This window comes from Rathayibacter sp. VKM Ac-2857, from assembly GCF_013205025.1.
Lineage (GTDB): Bacteria > Actinomycetota > Actinomycetes > Actinomycetales > Microbacteriaceae > Rathayibacter.
The window spans coordinates 109,141-126,054 of the sequence record NZ_JABMLE010000005.1 but is presented as its reverse complement, the minus strand read 5'-3'; the positions used below and the strand labels follow the sequence as shown (position 1 = coordinate 126,054).

Here is a 16,914-nt window from a genome sequence, read left to right as displayed (position 1 = left end):
CCTCGACCGCCGTCTAGGCGGCGATCCCCCTCCCCCTTCTCGTCGACCCTTCTCCCCGGTGACTCCGCACTCGGCCGCAGGCCGTTCGTCGGCGTCCCTTCCTGCCGACCTCCCGACCCTCAGGAGAGCTCAATGACGACCTCACATCCGACTCCACCGACGCCGACGCCGACGACCGGCTCCGTCTCAACGAAGCGCCGCAACGCCAACCTGCTCGCCGGCACCGTCGGCCACTTCGTCGAGTGGTACGACTGGTACATCTACGGCCTGCTCGCAGCGGTGTTCTCCAGCCAGATCTTCCCCAGCGACTCCGCCTTCGCCTCCCTGATGGCGGCCCTGCTGACCTACGCGATCGGCTTCGTCGTCCGGCCTCTGAGCGGCATCATCATCTCGCCCCTCGCCGACAAGTACGGACGGCGCCGAATCCTCACCTTCGCCGTCTCCGGCATGGCCCTGGGCGCGCTGATCATCGGCCTCACCCCCACCTTCGAGTCCATCGGCTACGCAGCTCCGATCCTGTTCGTCATCGCCCGAGTGATCCAGGGAATCTCCGCGGGCAGCGAGGGGCAGAGCGCCATCGCCTTCATGGTCGAGCACGCTCCCGCCGACAGGAAGGGCCTCTTCGGCTCGTTCACCAACATGGCGAGCGGCCTGGCCACCCTCTGCGCCACCGCGGCCGCCGCGCTCGTCACGTCGTCGTTCTCCACCGCCGATCTCGCGGCCTACGGCTGGCGCATCCCGTTCGTCATCGGCGGGATCTTCGGCATCATCGGCCTCATCATGCGCGCACGCTCCGACGAGACTCCAGAGTTCGAAGCCGCCCAGCTCGAGGAGCAGGAATCCGCTCCCGGACGGCTGCGCGACCTCCTCCGCAACCACCCCAAGGCGCTCCTCCAGGCCGCCGCACTGTCGGCGCCGGCCGTCGCGTATTACACGTGGGCGACCTTCCTGCCGACCTTCGCCAACCTCACCACGGGACGCGATCTCTCGCAGACCCTGGCGGGCAGCGTGATCGGCCTCGCGCTCCTCGTGATCATCGTCCCGATCTGCGGCTACCTCTCCGACCGCCTCGGCCGGCGGAAGATCTTCCCCATCGTGGGAGCGATCGGGATGATCGTCCTCTTCTACCCGCTCCTTCTGATCATGCAACGGCCCGGATTCTGGGTCTACACCGCAGTCGCCGCCTCCGGCTGGGTCGTCCTCGGGATCTGGCAGTCGGTCTACCCCACCATCCAGGCCGAGCTCTTCCCCGCCGCCGTCCGCGTCTCCGGCATCGGCTTCGCCCACCAACTCGTCATCGCGGTCTTCGGCGGAACCGCGCCCCTCATCGCAGCCGCCTTCGTCGGCGCCGGCCAGCCGATGCTCGTCGCCGTCTACATGATCGTCGTCGTCGCACTCTGCCTGATCGTCTACTTCACCCTGCCGGAGACCGGCAGCCGAGCATCGCGGAACTCGGCGGCGCAAAGCGACACGGCCGCCGTTGACGCATGAGTGGCGCGTCAGCCGCGCCGGACGGCGAGCAGCCCGTTCGCGTGTCGGACGGCGGCTGAGAACGCCGCCGGATCGGCACCGCCCGCAGCAGTCACGCGGAAGGTGACGGACCCGCCGGCGAGGAGGGTCACCAGCGCCGTGTCGACCGTCGTCTCCAGGTCGACCAGGTCCACCAGCAGAGTGACGTCGCGCGCGTATGAGTGAGCGGCGGCGATCACCGCGACGCCACCGTCGACGGCCTGGCTCGAGATGGAGACGGGGTCGAGGCGCTAGTCGATGACGTCGCTGGGATTCCAGAGTGCACGGGCGGCAACTTCGACCGGGCTGTAATGATCTCGTCCGACGGATCGCCGAGGGTGGCGACGTCGTCGGGGAGCAGCAGCGTCTCGGCCCCTCGCGCGTCCGAGCAGCGTCCCGGCGCCGATGCGGTCCGGGTGCACCTGCGCGGCGCAGACGACGAGGGTCGCCGCCTCGTCCTTCTCCTCGAGCGCCCCACGGAGCGAGTCGCCGTACCCGGAGGGCAGACCCTCCCGCATCCAGTCTCGCCGAATCGGTACCGCCCAGCCCGCCGCGACCGGCACGTCCTCATCGAGGACCACGAGCTCAAACCGGCCGAACCTTTCGCGGACCTGCGGCAGATGCTCCTCCGCGAGGCGGTCGGCAGAGATGTAACGCTGGCCACCCCGAGCTGAACAGCGCCTCCATCTGCGCGTCATCGCACGGGCACGCATTGAGTAGTTCTACTTGCGTCACCGGCACATTCTGCGCGGAGGTGGCCGCTGCGGTCCCCTACTGGGAGGCTGCCTGCTCTCCCGCAGCTGCGCGGCGAGCGGCGTCCGCCTGATGGCGATAGAGCGACGGACGACTCCACCCGACGAGACGAGCAGCATCCTCAGCAGTGCGCCCACGCGATCGCGCGTCCGCAGCAATCGCGAGCTTGTCTGCGACCACCGCAGGATCTGACAGGGGCCGGCCGAAGCGGGTTCCACGCGCACGTGCGGCGGCGATGCCGGCGTTGACTCGCTCGACGATGAGCTCCCGCTCGTACTCCGCGAGCGTGGCAAGCATGTTCAGCATCAGCCGGCCCGTCGACGTCGACGGGTCGATGCCGTCTGAGATCGACCGGACCTGCACCCCTCGCTCACGCAACAGGTTCACCGTGTTGAGGACGTCGATCAGTGACCGGCCGAGGCGGTCTACTCGCCAGACGACGACGGTGTCCCCTTCCTCGGCGTACTCGAGCAGCTTTTCCATCCCGCGCCGCTCGATCGCGGTCTTACTGCCAGACGTCACATCCGCGAACACGTCGCGCTTTTGCACGCCGGCCGCGACGAGCGCGTCGAGCTGCAACTGCGCGTCCTGACTCGACGTACTCACACGCGTATAACCGAGAAGCCTCACGAGCACATTCTGACTCGGGAAGCCCCTCCGGGCACCCTCCTGAGACAAAGTCCGACGAGACACGTTATCGAGACAGAGAGACCTTCGACGTGACGGCGGCAGTCGAACTCGAATCGGCTCTCGCCGGTCTGTCTCGAAAAACTAATGTTTTGCGAGGCAGCCAGCAAATGGCGACCGACCTGCAACAAGTGCCAACAGCCGTCGCCCCGCGCGGTAGCGCGCCACAGTTTCGAGACCGGCAGCCTCGCGCCAGCCCAGAGCAACGGAAGCTACGCGCCAACCACCAATACGCCATGCATCTTCAGGAATGAGAGCCAAAACGAAGCCGTACCGCTTTACGCAGCTACGTACCGCTTGCCGCAACTCAGAAGACCGAATGCCTCCGATGTCATGGCCCGCCTACAGTAAGTCGCGCCAGAGATCTTTCACCTTGCCGGCGATGGTGCTAGGCGCCTTGGAGCAGTGCGCCTACCTATTGCCCTTCGAGCGATTGTGCGGCACGCACAGCATCTCGCAGTTAGCCAAGTCGGTCTTACCGCCCTTGGACCAAGCCGTGACGTGATCCGCATCCATCTCAGTGATCTTCCAAAGGCGTGTTTTGTTGGCGTTGTTGCTTAGAGCGCAGTACGGGCAGTTCGAGGCAGCTTTGGCTTTGGCCTCGTTCGTTTGCGACTTGTAAGCAAGCGACTTAGTCTTCTCGTCGAAAAGTCGGAGCGCGAGAAGCTGAGTTGCCTTTTCTCCCCCGAGAACGAATTCGTAGATATTCCTCTTCAACGACACGTAGGGATCGTCGCGCAGTTCTTGAACCTTTGCATCAATGGCGGCCGCGCTATACGATTTCGAATGCCACTTTTCGTACAACCGCCCCCACTCTAGCCCGCGCATCTCCTTATCAGGGGAGCGCGTAAATACTCCACTAACCCAATCAATGACGGAAGTGAAGTATGCCTTTAGCTCAGTGATATTATCATCATGACGATGCTGAGCTAGGTAGGAATCGACGGAGATACCTGATGACGACGCAACCCAATTCAGCGCCTCGGCCAGTACCTCCTGTCGCTTAGGGTCACCTGAGATAAAGGACTGCCACTTGACCAACTTAGCGCTATTTGAGTTACTGAACTCAGCTTTAGCTTTTGTTATAAAGCTACCTGAGTAGATGGCGTTGAGTAACTCCTGCTTATTCAGAGGCACGCCAGCTATATTGATAGTCTCGAACCATTGCTTAATTTCGGCTTCACTGCCGTCACAGCTGTAGATGTCAAGTCTTGTGGCGAGGATCATATTCTGCAAATCCGCCGCCAGCGACGAAAAGGTCTGTTCCTTGTTGTGTAATTTTATTGCAAACTTGCCCGTCACGAAGCGGCCAATAGTCGTGATGCGCTGCTGCCCGTCCAGCACTTCGAACGTTTCGCCATTGACGTTGAAATATATTAGCCCAAGCGGGTAGCCCTTCAGCATAGACTCTATTACTGCAACATCCCGCTTGCCGTCGTTATAAATGTAGTTCCGCTGGTACTCTGGCTGAATTACTAGCCTCCCGTCCAGACCGAAGAGCCCCTTTCCTTCGAGTTCGTTATACACGAAACCCTCAACGACTTCCCCAACCGTGTAATGTCTGAGTTCAGTCTTCATTAGAGTTCCCCTCGATGACTGATGAAGATTCTTTTATACATTCTCTTCACTGGGTAGCCGACATCGAAAAAGGTACCCGATCCGTATGACTCAGTTCTGATATAGGCTCCACCAGATCCCGTATTGGACTTTACGGGGAGACCATCGACTACTTTACCCTTGGCACGATACGTCTTTGTGGGGACAACGTCAGATTCGTCGGTTCCTAAGATCTCGAACTGATCGGGGTTGTACTTAGCAAGCCATGTGATAGGAACTCCCATAACACCTGAATAGTCCGAGGGTATCGCGTCGGTAAATGGGACTTCAATTGCATCAAAATTGTCGTACCGCTGATATTGCGTCCCGCCGTCGAGCGTGGAAAGAAGCTTTTTATTGAACTTCAGATTGTCGGCCATTGTCATGAGCTGAAGAGGCTCATGTCTGCGCCCGTGCTCCAGGTTTGTAAACCACATTACTCCAGACACGCGAATCATCCCCTCCTCTTTGTCTCCGGACGTCGCAATATCTTCATATGGACTTGCGAAATGGGCGACGTTGCCCTTAAACCCTTTTCCTAGCCACACTTTGTTCGTCCTGATTTGCTGAAAAACCTCTTTGTAAGCCACAGCGTTTTGGTTGCCAATAATTGAGAACTTCACGCCGCCTTTTGTGAGCCAGTCTACGAACTCGCGAAACAGCGAGAATGGAGGATTCGTGATTACAATGTCGGCTTCGTCGCGCAAAGCCGTTATTTCTGCGCTTCGGAAATCTCCGTCACCTTCGAGGTAATTCCATTGCAGGTCGTCGATGTTTACCGCGCCATCCGCGTTGACATCCCTGCGCTCCAAAATGAACTTTTTTCCGTTAGCGTGCGTTTTGGTTTGGTCGAACTGCGGGTTGTTCAGCTCAAAAAGTGTGGGCTCGTAACTGAATAACGACGGGTTGCTATCCGGGGCAAACGACGTTGATATAAGCTTCTTGATGCCATAATCAGTAAAGTGCAGAGCAAAAAACTTTGTGAAGTTGCTCCACTCGGGGTCATCGCATGGCAAGAGTACTGTCTTTCCGCGAAATACGTCAGGGTCGTATTCGAGGTAAGCGTTCATCTCGCGCTCAATGTCGGCCCATTGAGTATAAAATTCGTCCTTCTTAGCCGCCTTCGCCGCGTTCAGATTAGTTGACTGGTTACCAGTTGTCGACATTGCGTAGTTCCGTTTCCCATATCGTTGCACCGCAAAGTCCTAGTGCCTTGTAAGTCGGTATTCTATCGATCAATGAAGCAGCCGCTGGACTCCCGCCGGTGGGTCTCCTGCTCAGCACCCGGCTGCTCTTCAGGAACTGGGGTGGAGCGGTGTATCCGCTCGGAGCAACGGCTCCTTCAGGTCGGGAAAAGACACGTCCGCGCGGCGGCAACCTAGGTACGACCGATCCGCTCCGGAGCCTCAGAAGCCGTAGAGGTGCTGACGGGCGTTGAATGCAGCCGGTCCGCCCTCGAGGATGTTCTCGGCGAGAACTCGGATCGCCGCGTCATCAAGCGAGCCAATGCCACGCGGAGACGGCCTGCCGTGCGTACCATCGCTTTGCATAGCAACGATCAGTTCAGCGTCACCGAGCACGGGAACGTTAGCGTTGTGGGTACTGGCGATGATCTGCCGTCGCCCCTTGAGTTGACGAAGCTTAGTGACCACTCCCCGGTAGACAAAGTTGTTGTCGAGGTCGTCCTCTGGCTGATCGATAATGAGGGGGGCATTTGACGCCGCGAGCAGCAGCAGCAGCAGGGCGGTGGCTCGCTGACCCTTGGACAGCTGATCCATCGAGCGAAGACCTGTGCCGTCGACTTGGAGCAGAACCTCCACCGCCAATTCGATGCGCAACTCATCGAGTTCGCGGGCTAGTCGCTCGCCGGCGGTGAGAAGCGCAGTTGCCTGGGCCCCTCGGATTCCCATCGCATTCAGGGCGTCGGAGCCTTCCCGAATGGCTGCTGCGAGGCTACGGGGAGAAAAATTATCAGTTGCAATCGCCGCTGTGATCTGGGTGCGTTGAGTGGCGATGTACGGTTTGATTACGTCAAGAATATGGGTGCGATCCGAGGCCGTAATGGGGCGCGCGACGACGACTCCGCCAGTCGCTCTGTTGGCCGCTCCGATGGCGGCGTGGAGGTGTTCGGTGCGCCGCGTCTCGTGTGCTCGGAGTTCGTCAAGAAGAGCTTCGCGCCGAGCCAGGAGGCTCGTAAGATCCTTTCTCCGACTAGCTCTGCGGGGCTCCACCGCTTGCAGCCTGTCCAGTTCCTGCTGGATCGCGACGAATCGGTCAGGGTCCAGCTTTCGCTCGTGAAGCTCTCGCACCACCTCCCCATAGGACGAAGCTTCATCCGCTGTGGCAGCTTGCCAATCGGCGCGAGCGGCCCCGATGTCTTCGCGTGCCTCGGCCAGCGCTTCGCTCATCAAGCTAGAGATCTCGGTCGTACGTGACTGCAGTCGAGTGAGAGCATCTACGACTCGAACCAGGTGTTGCTGTTGGGGCGCGCCGTCTATGTCGGCGAGCGGCACGATTAGGTTGCGAAGTGCATGAGCCTGCACAAACCGCGTCCACTCGTCAGTAACGGCGCTTGTTCGGCTGGCGCCCTCCTCGAAGATGGCGTCATCGCGTCCGAGGCGTTGTTGCCCTGCGAGCTTGGCGGGGACATCGGTTGCTTCCCAGTGCCCGACTTGTTCGGTTAGCCCAGGGATGCGAGCGAGCTCCCCGTCGAGGTCATCGAGAGCCTCTTCGACTCGGATCAGGTCCTCGCGGTTCGTCCGAAGCTGTCGAAGCGTGCTTTGCAGATTAGCGTCGTCGTCGAGTTCACCGTCGAAACGGCGGACCAGTTCGGCGACGCGTTCGGTGCTGCCGGCCAGCTCAGCCAGCTCGTGTTGTCCGAAGATCTCGACAGGCCCAAGAACTTCACTGGGCGTCAGGTTGGTCCGGGATCCAGCGGCGTCAAGCACGACAGGAGGATGAGGGACCTCTCGTTCGATTGTAAAGCGCTGTGAAACTGGGTTCACCGCTTCGATCTCGACGCGGATGATCGTCCCTCCGCGCAGAACAGACGAGACGATATTTTTGTGGTCGGCCTTTACTTGCGGAGTAAGAGCCTCCAGCGCAAGCGCGTAGCGGATGCTCTCGATGATGGTCGACTTACCAGCACCGCGACCTCCGATCAATGCGGTGAGGTCGTCGGAGACGGGTACGGTGACCCCGCCGAGGTACCCGCCAACCCACGACACGCTCTTGATCGTCGTGCGCGGCTCGATTCTCGGATTCGTGACAGAAATGCGGGTTGCTGGCGTGCGAACTGCAAGCTTCAGGCTGCGCAGGGTGGGTGCGCTGACCTTGAACCAGGAGCTTGCTCCGTCTGTGCGCAACTGACGAGGTCCCATCACGTCATCTGCATGAATCACGGCAAGGGGATGAGGGCGAGCGAAAATTCCCGTGCCGCCGACGACGGCGGCTTGGTCGCGCGTCTCGGCGACCGTTGGCGTGATACCAATGGCGTGTAGATCAGGAGCCTGAATCATCGTGGCGAGGGGCTGGCCGGCGCGCGTGGTGAGCAAGCCTGCTGGCTGCACGTTGGCGTGCGCCGGGATGACCAAGGCGTCGTCCTCCGTCATTCGCTGAAGGATGATCGAGTATGGCTCGCCCGTCGTTCCGTTGCTGCAGTTCGGTCTGACCCCGCATCGTCCAATCGAGGCATTGATTGACGAAAAGTCCGTACCGGCGTCAAAGATCACAAGAATGTGAACACCTTCAGATGAGTTCGCCTCAAATCCGGGAAGGGCAGTGATGCCTTTTTCCTTTGCGGCGACGATCAAACCGGCGGCCGAGTCGACGCTCCAGTGGTCCGTGACGGCAATGAGAGCGATACCCAAGGATTCACACTCGTTCAGCAGCGCCTCATTGTAGGCGGCCTCGTCTTCAAAGAAACCTGATGGAGCGTTACGCCCCTGGTACGCGTACGGGTTCACCTGCAGGGCAGCGCGAATCCAATTTGCACCGACGGGGGTGGACGTCGTCTCTGGCACGCGGCTCCTTCGGTTGGCGACGCTACTGACGGTACCGGTGGACACCGACATCGTGCAGATGCGGGCATGGAAGACAGCCAAGCGATCTGTCGGCCGAGAACGACTCCGAGCTGCGCACCCTGTTCGATCAGTATGTCTCCGCCAGCCGCCGCAGACGACGGGCGGGAACACTACCTCGCGGTCGCCCGACCGCGGAAAGCTACCCGGAGCGGTTGAAGGCGATCCGGGGGTCGGCGGCCAAGAACGGCCGCGACGTTTCTTCCTCGCCGCGTGGACGCATCTGGACAGCGTCATCGACGGGGAGACCATCGCCGGATGGCTGGCGACCACGACCCGCCGGCGCAGCATCGACCACCTCCGCGCACCGGCATCCGCTCGCCGGAGCGAACTGGACGAGCAACTGCCGGCGCTGGAAAAGGACGACCCGGAGGCCGCCGGCCGGTGCGCAGCTCTTGCCGCAGACGCCCGGCGGGTGCTCGAGCGGATGCCGGCCCTGCAACGTCGCTGCTGGGAGCTGCGGCAGCTGCACGAGCTCAGCTACGACGAGATCGCTCTGGACCTCGACATCACCCCGACTGCTGTGCGGGGTCTGCTCTCTCGCGCACGGCTGCTGATGGCGAGCGAGCTCGCCCACAGGCGCTGACCCGCTCCGAGCGGCGCGAGGTCGTCAGGACGCACCGAGAGAGGACCTTCGGCCGCTGCGGAGGACGCGGTGTCCGAGCGGCAGGCGCATACTTCGTCGATGACGCATGAGCAGTGGTGGTCGAAACTCACACCCGAGAGCCAGACGTGGTTGATCGAGAACAACGGCGACGTCGTCCCTGACACCATCGCTCGAGAGGTGGAGGCTGCGGGCGGTCCCTCCGCGAGTGCTGAAGCACCGGATGTTCCTCAGACCTTCGAGGACGACGTGACGGACTGGATCGAAGCGACCGCGAATCGCGAGTAGATCGCCTTCTGAGGGCTTGTTTCTGCGGCAGCCTCGGTCACTCCGCAGCGATCGCGGCGAGGCGGACGCAGGAAAGTCGTCGTGACGACGGCGGTAGCGCGAGTGTGGTTCCGACCGATCGCGTTGGCCTCAAGAGTGCGGCCGGTGCGGTGGTTCTCGCCCTCACCCCCGCTGACGGTGCGCTCGTAGCCGACGAGAGTCACGCCGTCGCCCTCGTGGAGGGATGCGAGCACGTGCTCGCCTAGCTCAAACTTCGTCTCGACAAAATGCGCCGTCCGCTTCCCAGCGCGGTACTCACCGGTGTTCTCCTGCCATCGCGCTCTGGTGCGTCCGCGCCGGTGCCGACGTTCGCCAGCTCAAGGGAACTGTCCGTTCACTGCCACGCTCTGATCTCGTTCGGTACGGTGATCGCGAGGGTGCCCCGATGCCTCCTCGGAGAGGAGCGAGCCGATGCTGGAGAGTCCACAGCTCCTTGTTCCGGCTCTTGCGGCGGCTGGCTCGGCACTTGGCATCCTCACTGAGCAGGAGGAAGCCGACTACCAGCGGTTCCTACTCCGGCGTCCCGAAGCGCGCGCTCAAGCTCGAGCGTTCGTCAGTGTCGTCGAAGCGCTACGTGTCGATGAGCCGATGACTAGAGCCTCCGCTGAGACACGTCGCGACCTGCTCGCTCAGATCGCCGACATCCCCCAGGCGTAGTTGTTCCGCACCCTCGACACCTTCACGCCGTTCCAACGTTTGTCACCGTGGAGGAGGTGCGCGCTAGACATTCCTCGAGAATGTGCCCGCCACCGCCGGGTGCGCTTAACGGGGGGTGCTCCTCATCAGGCAGACCCGAACAGCCTGCGGCACACTAAAAATGTCGCGGCGCGATTGCGCGGCCACCGCGAATGAGCGGGGGTCTGCGATCTGCCCTCTTCCCCGCCCGACAGGACTCAGCATGACGACCACCACCGACCGCGTCGACTCTCCCGCGGTCCGCCGCCGCTCGGTGGTGCAGGCCGCGTGGGCTGCTCCGATCGTGGTCGCTGCCGTCGCCGCTCCCGCTGCCGTCGCCTCCGCCCCTGCGGCACCGGATCTCTACGTCATCTTCAACGGATCAGGTACGACCGGCGTCATCTTCGTGGAAATCCGCGCAGCGGACGGCTCGCCCGTGCAGACCCAGTTCGCCCTCGAGGGCAAGCCGCGCGGCAGCACTTCCTGGGTCCCCCTCTTCCGCCCGAGCACCCGCGCCGACGGAACCTTCTCCAGCAACATCCCCAGCAGCCTCTCCGCGGACTACTCCGCCCTGCGCGTCACCACTCTCCTCCCCGGCTACCCGCTCCTGATCAGCCAAGAGCAGCCCCTACCGTTTAGCTGAGCTGATCGGGTGGACTGCTGTGTCCTGCAGCATCGGCCAGTCGGTAGAACGGCGGAACCGTCGAATCTGCAGGTACTGCTCGCGACCTCGGCGGGGAATTACCTCCGCCATAACTCCGGCTCGGAGCAGCCAGCGGCCGACCCAATGAAAGGTCAGCGCGGGTCTGACTGGACCTCCACCGTCCGCCACGTCGATGGGCACGTCTGAATCGAGAGAAACGCGGGCGTGGCGGCCTCTGCCGCTTCCTCTGCGCCTCCACCCAGCACGTGCGGCCGGGACGGGATTGGGCAGGCTCTCCTGGCTGGCGCTGCCGTCGGGGCGGTGCTTGCATGGCCCTCATGTCGACCCCGTCAACTCCTCCGCCATCGTCCCCTCGCGCGGAACCGCACGACGGTGCTATTTCGGGGCGGCTGAACTGGTTGCGAGCCGGCGTCCTGGGCGCGAACGACGGCATCGTCTCGGTCGCCGCGCTCGTCGTGGGTGTCGCCGGCGCGACGACCGCGACGGCGCCGATCCTGACGGCGGGTGTCGCGGGAGTCGTCGGTGGTGCAATCTCGATGGCGCTGGGCGAGTACGTGTCGGTGAGCAGCCAGAGCGACAGCCAGCGCGCTCTGATCGCGAAGGAGCGGGTCGAGTTGGCCGAGGATCCCGCCGGGGAGCTCGAGGAACTGGCCTCTCTGTACGAGGCGCGGGGCTTGACCGCGGAGACCGCCCGCCAGGTCGCCCACGAGCTGACCGACAACGACGCCCTGACCGCGCATCTGGAAGCGGAACTCGGCTTGAACGAGGAAGCGGTCGCCAGTCCGTTCGCCGCCGCCGGCGCCTCCGCGCTGTCATTCCTCCTCGGAGCCGTTCTGCCGCTGCTGGCGATCCTGCTCCCGCCGCCGGAGCTGAGGGTTCCGGTGACCTTCGTCGTGGTGCTGATCGCCCTCGCGGCCACGGGATTCATCAGTGCCCGGGTCGGCGGCAGCCCGGCGCTACGCCCGGTGATCCGCATCGTCGTCGGCGGCGCTCTGGCCCTCGCTGCCACGTTCCTGATCGGGTCGCTGCTCGGTACGTCCGGCGCGGTCTGATGTCCCGGATCCTCGTCGTCGAGGACGACCCGCAGATGGGTGCCCTCATCGAGCGGGGACTGCGGGAGGACGGCTACGACGTGCAGCTCGTCGAGAACGGCGTGGACGCGCTGATCGTCTTCACCGCGGGAGACGTCGACGTCGCCGTCGTCGACGTGATGCTGCCGGGGATGACCGGGTTCGAGGTCTGCCGGCGGATGCGGGAGTCCGGCAGCACCGTCCCGGTCGTGCTGATCACGGCGCGGGACGCTGTCGAGGATCGGATCTTCGGCCTGGACTCCGGAGCCGACGACTACGTCACCAAGCCGTTCCACTTCGGCGAACTGAGCGCACGCATCCGCGCCCAGATCCGCCGCCGCGCCAGCGGCCCGCAGCCGATCGTGCAGATCGGCGAGCTGCGACTGGACGCCCTCTCGGTCCGCGCGACGGTTCGCGACCGGCCGTTCGCGCTGAGCGTGAAGGAGTTCACGCTGCTGCGCTTCTTCGCGACGCGCTTGAACGAGGTGCTCACCCGGACGCAGATCCTCTCCGAGGTATGGGGATCGCCGGACACCTTCGAGCCGACCATCGTCGACCAATACGTCAGCTACCTCCGCAAGAAGCTCGACCTCGCCGAGGTCGACTTGCGGATCGTGACCATCCGAGGCGCTGGCTACCGCCTGGAGCGCGTCACATGAAGCTGCTGCGCACCCTCTCCATCCGCGCACGGATCACCCTCGGCAGCCTCCTCGTCGCCCTGGTGGGAGTCGGCGCGATCACGGCGGTTCTGCATGGGCAGTTCCGCAGCATCGTCGCCGCCTCCGAGGTGACCCTCGCCGAGGGCGACCTCGCCCCGTACCTCGCCGATCTGCGATCGGACCCGACCGAGACCCCCGACCCGCCGGCCGAGGGGATCCTGATCTTCACGCGCGCTCCCGGCGGGGCGGTGCCCGTCGACACGATGCCGCACGACGTCCACGAGGTCCTCGAACGCAGCAACGGCAGCGACGGCACTTCGACGGTCGTCACCGACGAGGACGTGCGGTTCACGGTCGTCTCGCGGATCCTGGACACCAGTGCGGGCACGTGGGAGCTGTGGGCGGCGCGCAGCGGCGCCGGCAGCGACCTCACCGTCGCGGCCCTGGACCGGACGCTGCTCGTCAGCGCCGCGGCCCTCGTGGTCTTGTCCGCTCTCGCGGCGTGGCTGCTCACCGGTGCTGCTCTTCGTCCGGTCGAGCGGATGCGACGTACCGCCGCGTCGCTCGGCGATCGTGACGGCGGCGAGCTCCCCGTCGGTCCGGCGGTTGATGAGCTGTCGGATCTGGCGGAGACGTTGAACGCCTTCATCGCCCGGATGCGGGAGACAGCGGATCGGGAGCGGCAGATGGTGTCCGCGGCCAGCCACGAGATCCGCACGCCGCTGGCCGTCGTCATCACGCAGCTCGAACTCGCGCACCGGCACTTCGGCGACGCGGACGCCCTCGAGACGGAGATCCGCGCTGCCGAGGGTTCCCTCGCTCGCCTGTCCCGGCTGGCGACGAACCTCCTCGAGCTCTCTCGCCTGGACGCCGCCCCGCCCGTCGCGGCGCGCGCGACGGCGAGCGAGCTGGAGACGGAGTTGATGGACTCCGTCGACCGGCTGAGGACGATCACGGGCGGCGCCGGCCCCGACATCGAGCTCGACACGGCGATCGAGCGGGCCGACGCGCGCTACCCGCTCTCGGTGAGCGCGTTCTCGCGGGTCCTCGACAATCTCGGCGCGAACGCGATCGCCGCGACGCCACCTGCGGGACGCATCACCCTCCTCCTGCAGCAGCACGACTCCGCCCTCGAGCTGCGCGTGGAGGACACCGGGCACGGCATGCCGGAGGAGTTCGTGCCGCACGCGTTCGAGCGCTTCTCCCGGCCCGACGAGGCGCGCGCCAGCCGCGACGGCGGCAGCGGGCTCGGGCTCGCCCTCGTCGCAGCTCTCGTCGACACCGCCGACGGATCGGTCACCCTCGAGAACCGCCGCTCCGCCGGGGTGGCGGTGACGGTCGTGCTGCCCGAGCGGTGACATGTGAGACCTCGAACACGAATCGGACCCTGGCGCGGAATCGGCACGCACCACTCATAGCCGGCACCAAGACTCCCCCGCGACGGTGAGAGCGCGCCCCCGGGAACCCCGGGTCGGCGCACTCGACACCGACCGGAGGGCGCCGCCGTGAGCACCATGATCCGACCGACCAGCGCACCCCCACCCCACGCGCCGACCACGCTGCGTCGGTCGCAGGCCGACCGCGGGCGATCCCTGCGCCGGCGCCTGCGGTCCGCGGACGCTCTCGTCACCGCCAGCTGGGTCTCGGTCGCCCTCGCCATCGCGCTCTACCTCGCAGCCGGCGGACCCGCGCAGGTCACCGATCTCGGCGGAGCTCTCTCGGCCGCGGGGATCGTCGCCGGTCTCGTCGGCACCGACCTGATCCTGGTCATGCTCGTCCTCGCCGCCCGGATCCCCTGGATCGATCGCGCCTTCGGCTAGGACGCCGCGATGGCGCTGCACCGCCGCCTCGGCAAGCCCGCCCTGTACCTGATCCTCGGGCATGGTGCCCTGCTCACCGTCGTCTACGCCCTCACCGACGGGCTGACGCTGTGGAACGAGACGCTCGCCCTGTACTCCGGCGCCGACATGCTCCTGGCGCTGCTCGGCAGCACCCTGCTGGTGCTCGTCGTCGTCACCTCCCTCGTCGCCGTGCGCCGCCGCTTCGCGTACGAGGCGTGGCACGCGATCCACCTGCTCAGCTACGCGGCCGTCCTCGTCGCCGTCCCCCACCAGCTCTCCGCCGGCCAAGTCCTCGCCGAGAGCACCCCGCAGCGGGTCTACTGGATCGCCCTCTACGTCCTGGCGTTCGGAGCGATCGCCTGGTTCCGGTTCGCGGTGCCGGTCCTCGCCACGTTGCGGCACCGGATCCGGGTCGAGGCCGTCGAGACGATCGCCCCTGGCGTCTTCTCGATCCACCTCTCCGGCCGCGACCTCTCACGCCTCGGCGTGATCGGCGGGCAGTACGCGATCTGGCGGTTCTGGAGCCGCGGCACCTGGTGGCACGCGCACCCGATCTCCTTCTCCGCCGTCCCGACCGACACCCGCGCGCGGATCACCGTCCGCGCACTCGGAGCCGGGACCGACCGCCTCGCCCGACTGCGCCCCGGGACCGCGGTCTCGATCGAGGGCCCCTACGGGATCTTCACCGACGTCGCCCGCACTGCCCCGCGCCTCGCGATCATCGCCGCCGGCATCGGCATCACCCCCGCCCGAGCGCTCCTCGAGCACGGCGGCCTGCGCCCCGGAGAGGCGACCGTCCTGCTGCGCGCCACCGACGAGTCCCAGACCTACCTCTGGGACGAGACGCAGACCCTGGTCCGCAGCAGCCGCGGCGCCCTGTTCGGGATGATCGGCCGGCGACCTGCGGGGCTCGCGACGTGGATGTCCGCCGAGTCCGTCGCCCGCGGTGTGACGATCACCTCCGCGCTGCCCGGCCTGCTCGAATCCGACCTGTTCGTCTGCGGTCCCACCGCCTGGGCCGACCTCGTCGTCCGCGACGCGCGAGCGGCGGGCCTGCCCGACCGGCAGATCCACGTGGAGAGGTTCGACTGGTGAGAACACGAGCAGCAGTCGCCAGCGTCCTCGCCTCCCTCGCCGTCCTCGTCGGCGGCTGGCAGCTGGGATCCGCCGGCGCCACCGGATCACCGCTCGCCACCGGGACGAGCGCCACCACGGCCACGGACCCAACGGCCCCCGCGGCGACCACGCCGACCCCGGCCGGCACCCCCGCCTCGACGACGCCCGCAGCGCCCTCCGCCGGCGCCACCGCCGACCCCTCGGCCGGCGCGAGCTCGACGGCCACCGCCAGCCCGTCCGCCTCGACCGACGGCACCTGGACCGGCTCGTCCGTGTCGACCCGCTTCGGCGCGGTGCAGGTCGCCATCACCGTCACCGGCGGGCAGATCACCGACGTCACCGCCGTACACCTGACGGACAAGGACGGCCGGTCCGTGTCGATCTCCAATCGGGCCGCGCCGATCCTGCGTCAAGAAGTCCTCGCCGCCCAGTCCGCGCAGGTGCAGGCGGTCAGCGGAGCGACCTACACCAGCGACGGCTACCTCACCTCCCTGCAATCGGCGATCGACCAGGCCGGAATCTGACCGTGCACACGTTCACGACGATGGGCACCGTCGTCAGCCTGCGCGCCGCCGACGACGCCCCGGTCGGCGACATCGAGGCCGTCTTCGCCGACGCCGACGCCCGCTTCAGCCTGTACCGGCCGGAGTCGGAGGCGTCCCGGATCGCCCGCGGCGAGCTCGCGCTGACCGCCTCGTCCGAGCAGATGCGGACCGCCTACACCGAATCACTGCACTGGCGCACCGCGACAGATGGCGCCTTCACCCCGCACCGGCCCGACGGGTTCATCGACCTCGCCGGAACCGTCAAGGCGACCACCATGGCGAACGCGGCCCGGCTGCTCGGCGACGGCGAATGGATGCTCGACGTCGGAGGCGACGTCCTCACCTCACCCTCCGGCAGCTCGACGGTCGGGATCGTGGACCCCGGCGACCGGCAGGCGCTGCTCTGTGTCGTCCCGCTCGGCGACGGACGCCGCGCGATCGCCACCTCCGGGACCGCCGAACGCGGCGAGCACGTCTGGCGCCGACCGTCCGAGCCTGGCGGCGTCCCCTTCGTGCAGGTGTCCGTGATCGCCGAGGACATCGTCACCGCCGACGTCCTCGCGACCGCGATCCTCGCCGGCGGCGCCACGATCCTCGGCACCGTCACCGACCGCTTCGACATCGACGTCCTCACCGTCGACGCCACCGGCGCGCTTCTCGTCACCGACCGCCTCCGCCGCCTAATCGCCCCCGCCGCTTGATCGCAGGGGCCGACTCTGCCCGGTCGGCGCATCGTGTCTCGGCGGTGAAGCGGGGAGTCGGCTCCGAGGAGGGGCGAGCGATCGTTCG

The 16,914-nt window shown here is 65.4% G+C and carries 15 protein-coding genes and 2 pseudogenes; 12 read left to right on the top strand and 5 right to left on the bottom strand.

All coding sequences use genetic code 11. The annotated features are described in order from the left end of the window. The first annotated feature begins 132 nt into the window (after positions 1 to 132). Positions 133 to 1,491, top strand: coding sequence for an MFS transporter (locus tag HQQ86_RS20570; protein WP_173290651.1), 1,359 nt, complete (start codon positions 133 to 135; stop codon positions 1,489 to 1,491). A gap of 8 nt (positions 1,492 to 1,499) precedes the next feature. Here the strand turns inward: HQQ86_RS20570 and HQQ86_RS20565 are convergent, their stop codons facing one another. The 5 genes from HQQ86_RS20565 to HQQ86_RS20545 all read right to left on the bottom strand — a co-directional run bounded on the left by HQQ86_RS20565 (position 1,500) and on the right by HQQ86_RS20545 (position 8,567). After that, complete coding sequence (locus HQQ86_RS20565) at positions 1,500 to 1,664, bottom strand: hypothetical protein (RefSeq protein WP_173290650.1); 165 nt, start codon at positions 1,662 to 1,664, stop codon at positions 1,500 to 1,502. A gap of 616 nt (positions 1,665 to 2,280) precedes the next feature. After that, positions 2,281 to 2,892 carry a recombinase family protein gene (locus HQQ86_RS20560; RefSeq protein ID WP_173290648.1) on the bottom strand — a complete coding sequence of 204 codons (612 nt, stop codon included), beginning with the start codon at positions 2,890 to 2,892 and terminating at the stop codon, positions 2,281 to 2,283. A 468-nt stretch (positions 2,893 to 3,360) separates the two neighbouring features. Further along, on the bottom strand, positions 3,361 to 4,527 hold the full coding sequence (locus tag HQQ86_RS20555; RefSeq protein WP_173290646.1) for a DUF262 domain-containing protein: 1,167 nt from the start codon (positions 4,525 to 4,527) through the stop codon (positions 3,361 to 3,363). After that, positions 4,527 to 5,711 carry an adenine-specific methyltransferase EcoRI family protein gene (locus HQQ86_RS20550; protein ID WP_173290644.1) on the bottom strand — a complete coding sequence of 395 codons (1,185 nt, stop codon included), beginning with the start codon at positions 5,709 to 5,711 and terminating at the stop codon, positions 4,527 to 4,529. The genes HQQ86_RS20555 and HQQ86_RS20550 overlap by 1 nt, the downstream gene beginning before the upstream one ends. Positions 5,712 to 5,951: 240 nt before the next feature. Beyond that, positions 5,952 to 8,567 (bottom strand): TrlF family AAA-like ATPase, encoded by a 2,616-nt coding sequence (locus tag HQQ86_RS20545; protein WP_173290642.1) that lies wholly within the window; start codon positions 8,565 to 8,567, stop codon positions 5,952 to 5,954. Between the two features lie 86 nt (positions 8,568 to 8,653). Between HQQ86_RS20545 and HQQ86_RS22250 the strand changes: the two are divergent. The 11 genes and pseudogenes from HQQ86_RS22250 to HQQ86_RS20495 form a co-directional block, all read left to right on the top strand. Then, positions 8,654 to 8,788 (top strand): annotated as a pseudogene (locus HQQ86_RS22250) (hypothetical protein); the annotation flags it as partial. A 50-nt stretch (positions 8,789 to 8,838) separates the two neighbouring features. Further along, positions 8,839 to 9,210, top strand: a pseudogene (locus tag HQQ86_RS22245) (RNA polymerase sigma factor); the annotation flags it as partial. Between the two features lie 99 nt (positions 9,211 to 9,309). Next, on the top strand, positions 9,310 to 9,516 hold the full coding sequence (locus tag HQQ86_RS20535) for a hypothetical protein (protein WP_173290638.1): 207 nt from the start codon (positions 9,310 to 9,312) through the stop codon (positions 9,514 to 9,516). A gap of 937 nt (positions 9,517 to 10,453) precedes the next feature. Then, positions 10,454 to 10,873, top strand: coding sequence for a hypothetical protein (locus HQQ86_RS20530; protein WP_173290636.1), 420 nt, complete (start codon positions 10,454 to 10,456; stop codon positions 10,871 to 10,873). Between the two features lie 338 nt (positions 10,874 to 11,211). Next, a complete protein-coding gene (locus tag HQQ86_RS20525) occupies positions 11,212 to 11,946 on the top strand; it encodes a VIT family protein (protein ID WP_173290634.1) in 735 nt (244 codons plus the stop codon). Next, positions 11,946 to 12,623 (top strand): response regulator transcription factor, encoded by a 678-nt coding sequence (locus HQQ86_RS20520; RefSeq protein WP_173290632.1) that lies wholly within the window; start codon positions 11,946 to 11,948, stop codon positions 12,621 to 12,623. The genes HQQ86_RS20525 and HQQ86_RS20520 overlap by 1 nt, the downstream gene beginning before the upstream one ends. Then, entirely contained in the window at positions 12,620 to 13,981 is a 1,362-nt protein-coding gene (locus HQQ86_RS20515) for a HAMP domain-containing sensor histidine kinase (RefSeq protein ID WP_173290630.1), read from the top strand. Before HQQ86_RS20520 ends, HQQ86_RS20515 begins: the two co-directional genes overlap by 4 nt. Positions 13,982 to 14,128: 147 nt before the next feature. Then, positions 14,129 to 14,443, top strand: a complete 315-nt coding sequence (locus HQQ86_RS20510) for a hypothetical protein (protein WP_173290628.1) — start codon at positions 14,129 to 14,131, stop codon at positions 14,441 to 14,443. Positions 14,444 to 14,452: 9 nt separating this feature from the next. Next, the gene (locus tag HQQ86_RS20505) at positions 14,453 to 15,559 is read left to right on the top strand and encodes a ferric reductase-like transmembrane domain-containing protein (RefSeq protein ID WP_173290626.1); all 1,107 of its coding nucleotides are present in this window, start codon (positions 14,453 to 14,455) and stop codon (positions 15,557 to 15,559) included. Then, complete coding sequence (locus HQQ86_RS20500) at positions 15,556 to 16,104, top strand: FMN-binding protein (protein WP_173290624.1); 549 nt, start codon at positions 15,556 to 15,558, stop codon at positions 16,102 to 16,104. Before HQQ86_RS20505 ends, HQQ86_RS20500 begins: the two co-directional genes overlap by 4 nt. 2 nt (positions 16,105 to 16,106) lie before the next feature. Beyond that, complete coding sequence (locus HQQ86_RS20495; protein ID WP_367948755.1) at positions 16,107 to 16,826, top strand: FAD:protein FMN transferase; 720 nt, start codon at positions 16,107 to 16,109, stop codon at positions 16,824 to 16,826. The last annotated feature ends 88 nt before the right edge of the window (positions 16,827 to 16,914 follow it).

Excerpts from the sequence above, each read along its gene's own strand:
- HQQ86_RS20570 (WP_173290651.1), top strand. The coding sequence starts at position 133 with ATGACGACCTCACATCCGACTCCACCGACGCCGACGCCGACGACCGGC.
- HQQ86_RS20555 (WP_173290646.1), bottom strand. The coding sequence starts at position 4,527 with ATGAAGACTGAACTCAGACATTACACGGTTGGGGAAGTCGTTGAGGGT.
- HQQ86_RS20550 (WP_173290644.1), bottom strand. The coding sequence starts at position 5,711 with ATGTCGACAACTGGTAACCAGTCAACTAATCTGAACGCGGCGAAGGCG.
- HQQ86_RS20535 (WP_173290638.1), top strand. The coding sequence starts at position 9,310 with ATGACGCATGAGCAGTGGTGGTCGAAACTCACACCCGAGAGCCAGACG.
- HQQ86_RS20530 (WP_173290636.1), top strand. The coding sequence starts at position 10,454 with ATGACGACCACCACCGACCGCGTCGACTCTCCCGCGGTCCGCCGCCGC.
- HQQ86_RS20525 (WP_173290634.1), top strand. The coding sequence starts at position 11,212 with ATGTCGACCCCGTCAACTCCTCCGCCATCGTCCCCTCGCGCGGAACCG.
- HQQ86_RS20520 (WP_173290632.1), top strand. The coding sequence starts at position 11,946 with ATGTCCCGGATCCTCGTCGTCGAGGACGACCCGCAGATGGGTGCCCTC.
- HQQ86_RS20515 (WP_173290630.1), top strand. The coding sequence starts at position 12,620 with ATGAAGCTGCTGCGCACCCTCTCCATCCGCGCACGGATCACCCTCGGC.
- HQQ86_RS20505 (WP_173290626.1), top strand. The coding sequence starts at position 14,453 with ATGGCGCTGCACCGCCGCCTCGGCAAGCCCGCCCTGTACCTGATCCTC.